General features: G+C 69.2%; 2 protein-coding genes. Both read right to left on the bottom strand.

Going from position 1 to position 4024, the window contains the following annotated elements:
- The coding region (locus GAS53_RS51305; protein WP_151484726.1) for a non-ribosomal peptide synthetase at positions 1-3443 on the bottom strand (3443 nt) is incomplete at its 3' end.
- 72 nt (positions 3444-3515) lie between these two features.
- A partial coding sequence (locus tag GAS53_RS57350; protein WP_263974251.1) for a thioesterase domain-containing protein occupies positions 3516-4024 on the bottom strand: 509 nt, incomplete at its 5' end.

The following is a 4024-nucleotide window of genomic DNA, read 5'->3' as shown; positions in this document are numbered from 1 at the left end:
AAGGGCCCCTCCGGCTGGATCTTCAGCATCTCGGTGACGTAGTCCTCGACCATCTCCTCCACCGACCCCGCCAGCGTGTCCACGCCGTAACCGCGGGACTGCACGGCGTAGGCCGACCGGTCCTGCAAGTGCAGCACGAAGCTGTAGTACGCCCAGCCAAGCCCGCCCCCTGTGTGGAAGAACCACACAGGCGGCTTGCCCGTACCGGGATCGCTGTTCAACGGCAACACGACCGCGAACGAGTCGGCGTCGTCATCGGGAATGCCGCGGACGAGCATCAGCGCGGCCAGTTCGGCCACCGTGGGGTACCTGATGATCGTCCTGATGGGCATGTCGATGTCGAACGCGCTGCGGATGCCGGCGCTGAGCCGGGCGGCCAGGAGCGAGTGCCCGCCCAGCTCGAAGAAGCTGTCGTCGATACCGACCCGCTCGACGCCGAGCAGCTCGCCGAAGAGCGCACACAGCTTTTCCTCATGAGAGTTGCGCGGCTCCCGGCTGACCACGCTGTCCGGGTCCCCCGAGGGCAGCACTCGCCGGTCGAGCTTCCCGTTGGAGGTCAGCGGAATCTTCGACAGCGCAATCACCTCGGAAGGCACCATGTAGCCCGGGAGACGCTCACGCAGGTACTCGGACAACTCGGCGCGCCCGGCATCGGGCGCGGGCACCACTTGTCCGGGCTCGGGCACCACATAGCCCACGAGGCGCTTGTCGCCCTCCCGGTTTTCCCGCACCACCACGACCGCCTGCGCCACGCCGGGATGCCCGGCCAGCACATGCTCCACCTCCCCCAGTTCGATCCGGAAACCCCGGATCTTCACCTGGGAATCGGCTCGCCCTGCATACTCCAGTTGACCGTTCCTGCCCCAGCGCGCCAGGTCGCCGCTGCGGTACATCCGCGCACCGGCCGGGCCGAACGGGCACGCCACGAACCGTCCCGCGGTCAGCCCCGGCCGGCCCAGATACCCACGGGCCAGGCCGTACCCCGCCACGTAGAGCTCCCCGGTCACGCCGACGGGTGCCGGCTTGAGGTCGGCGTCGAGGACAAAGGCGCGCAGGCCCGGGACGGCCCAGCCGATCGCTCCGTCCCCGTCCCCGTCGCGGGCGACGGAGTGCTCGTCCAGGTCGACGCGGGTGACGTGCACGGTGGTCTCGGTGATGCCGTACATGTTCACCAGCACCGGCGCGTCGGGGGCATGGCGCTCGTACCAGTCCGCAAGGCGGTTCAGCTCGAGGGCCTCGCCGCCCAACACCACGTACCGCAACGCCAGGTCCTGGCCGGGAGCCTGGGCGTCGGCCTGGATGAACTGGTAGAAGGCCGAGGGCGTCTGGTTGAGGACGGTGACCCGCTCACGGACGAGCAGTTGGAGGAAGTCGCCCGGGGAGCGGGAGACGTCGAAGGGGACCACGACCAGGCGTCCGCCCTGCAGCAGCGGGCCCCACAGCTCCCACACCGAGAAGTCGAAGGCGTAGGAGTGGAAGAGGGTCCACACGTCGTCCGCACCGAAGGCGAAGCCGTCCTGAGTGGCGCTGAAGAGCCCGACCACATTGCGGTGCGGGATCAGCACACCCTTGGGGCGGCCGGTCGACCCGGAGGTGTAGATCACGTACGCCGGGTGCTCGGGGCGCAGGGCCGTGAGGCGCTCGGTGTCGGTGAGGTCGGTGGCCTTCTCCTCGGCGAAGGCTTCGGCCCGGTCGAGGTGGATGACGGGGAGGCTCTCTGCCACATCCTGCGCGGCGCCGGTGGTGCTGGTGGTGACCAGCAGGACCGGCTGGGCGTCCTGGACCATGGAGGCGATGCGGTCGGCCGGGGAGTCGGGGTCGATCGGCAGATAGGCACCGCCCGCCTTGAGTACCGCGAGCAGCGCGACGACCAGGTCGGCCGAGCGCTCAAGGCAGATCCCGACTACGGACTCGGGGCCCACTCCCTGGGCGACGAGGTGCCGCGCGAGCCGGTTGGCCCGGGAGTTCAGCTCCCCGTACGTGCGCGTGGCGCCGTCGCATGTCACCGCGACCGCATCGGACCGCTGCGCCGCCTGCCGCTCGAACAGCTCGGTCAGGGTGGCCTCGGGAATGTCGTGGCCGGTGTCGTTCACGTCCACCACGAGCTGCTGCCGCTCCCCCGCGCTCAGCACGTCGACATCCCCGACGCACATGCCCGGGTCGGCGGCCAGCTGCTCCAGAACACGCGCGAACCGAGTAGCGATCACCTCGGCCGAGTCGCGGTCGAACAACTGGGTCGCGTACTGGAGGTCGCCCTGCAGCGCCCCCGAGCCGTCCACGGCCATGTTGAAGGCCAGGTCGACCTTGGCGGTCGACGGGGCGGCCTGAGCGAACTCCACGTCGAGCCCGGGGAGTTCGAGGTCCGGCCTCGCATAGTTCTGCAGGGCGAGCACCACCTGGAACAGCGGCTGGTAGGCCGCGGAGCGTTCGGGATTGATCGCCTCGACCAACGTGTCGAACGGCACGTCCTGATGCTCGTAGGCCGCCAGCGACTTGTCTCGCACCTGTGCGAGCAGATCGGTGAACGACGGGTCACCGGAGAGATCCACCCGCAGCACCTGGGTGTTGACGAAGAACCCGACCAGATCGGCCAGCGCCTCATCGGTCCGCCCGGCGATCGAGCTGCCGATCGTCACGTCGTTGCCGCCGCCGAGCTTGCGCAGCAGCACCCCCAGCGCGGCGTGCAGGACCATCGACATGGTCGCCCCACGCTCATCGGCCAGCTTCCGCAGCCCGGCCGCCACCTCCGGCTCCACCACGAGGCCGACCGTGGCGCCGCGCCCACTCGCCTGCACGGGCCGCGGACGGGCCAGCGGCAGGTTCAGCGGCTGCGGCACCCCGGCCAGTTCCTTACGCCAGTACGCGACCTGCTGCGCGGCGAGACTGTCCGGGTCCGCGACATCGCCGAGCAGCTCACGCTGCCACATCGTGTAGTCCTTGTACTGCACCGGCAGCGGCTCCCACCCCGGCGCCCGGCCCTCCCGGCGGGCGGTGTACGCCGCGGTCAGATCCCGCGCCAGCGGCGCGCCCGAGCTGCCGTCCGTGGCGATGTGGTGGATGACCAGGACCAGCACATGCTCCTGAGGCGAGCAGCGGAACAGACGCACCTGCACCGGGACTTCGGCCGCCAGATCGAACCGGTACGCGATGGCCTCGTCCACCGCGCCGGACACGTCCTCCGGCGCCACCTCGACCACCGAAACCTCCGGCGCGGCCTCCGCCACCGGAAGGATCCGCTGGTGCAGCTCACCATCGTCGTCCGACACGTACACGGTGCGCAGGATCTCGTGCCGGTCGACCACATCACGGATCGCCGCGGCGAGCGCCGCCTGGTCCAGGGATCCCGTCAGCCGGAAGGCCGCCGACATGTTCCAGGACTCCGACCCGCCCTCCAACTGGTGCAGAACCCACATACGGCGTTGAGCGAACGACAGGGGAATCATTGATCTGCCTCCTCTCCCTGAGCAGTGCCGGGAGCCTGGTCCACGACGGCGGACGGGCACATCGATGCGCGGCTATTCCGCCAGCTCCGCCAGCTTGCGGTTGATGACCTGCATGACCTCGGCCACGGCTGCGGGCATGTTCATTTCGTGGTGCGTTGCGCGCACGTCGTGCACCTCGATGGAACCGAGGACGTACGGCCGCCACAGGTGCGCGTACGACTGGTCCTGAAGTGTCGCGCTGAAGAACAGCACATCGCCGCGGTAGACCGGCGATTCGAAAGCCATCATGAGAGTCGTATTGTTGGCCAGGACCCTCGCCATGGCGTCCAGGAAGTCTTGCCGGTTGTCGGTACCTATGTACTGGCCGAAGAATTCCTCGAGTTCGGCCCGGTAGTCCGACAGCGTCTTGCCGGCGTGGATCTCCGTGAAGCCGTGCCCGCCTGGCTGGGAGTCCAGGATGGCCACGAAGGCGATCTCGTGCCCACGCCGGTCGAGCGCCTCCGCGACGGCCTGCACGACCGTGCCGCCGTAGGACCAGCCGATCAGGTGGAAGGGCCCCTCCGGCTGGATCTTCAGCATCT

Origin of the sequence: Streptomyces albicerus (assembly GCF_008905045.1) — a bacterium.
Lineage (GTDB): Bacteria > Actinomycetota > Actinomycetes > Streptomycetales > Streptomycetaceae > Streptomyces > Streptomyces albicerus.
The sequence above is the reverse complement of the archived record's forward strand: the minus strand, read 5'-3'. Positions and strand labels throughout refer to the sequence as shown.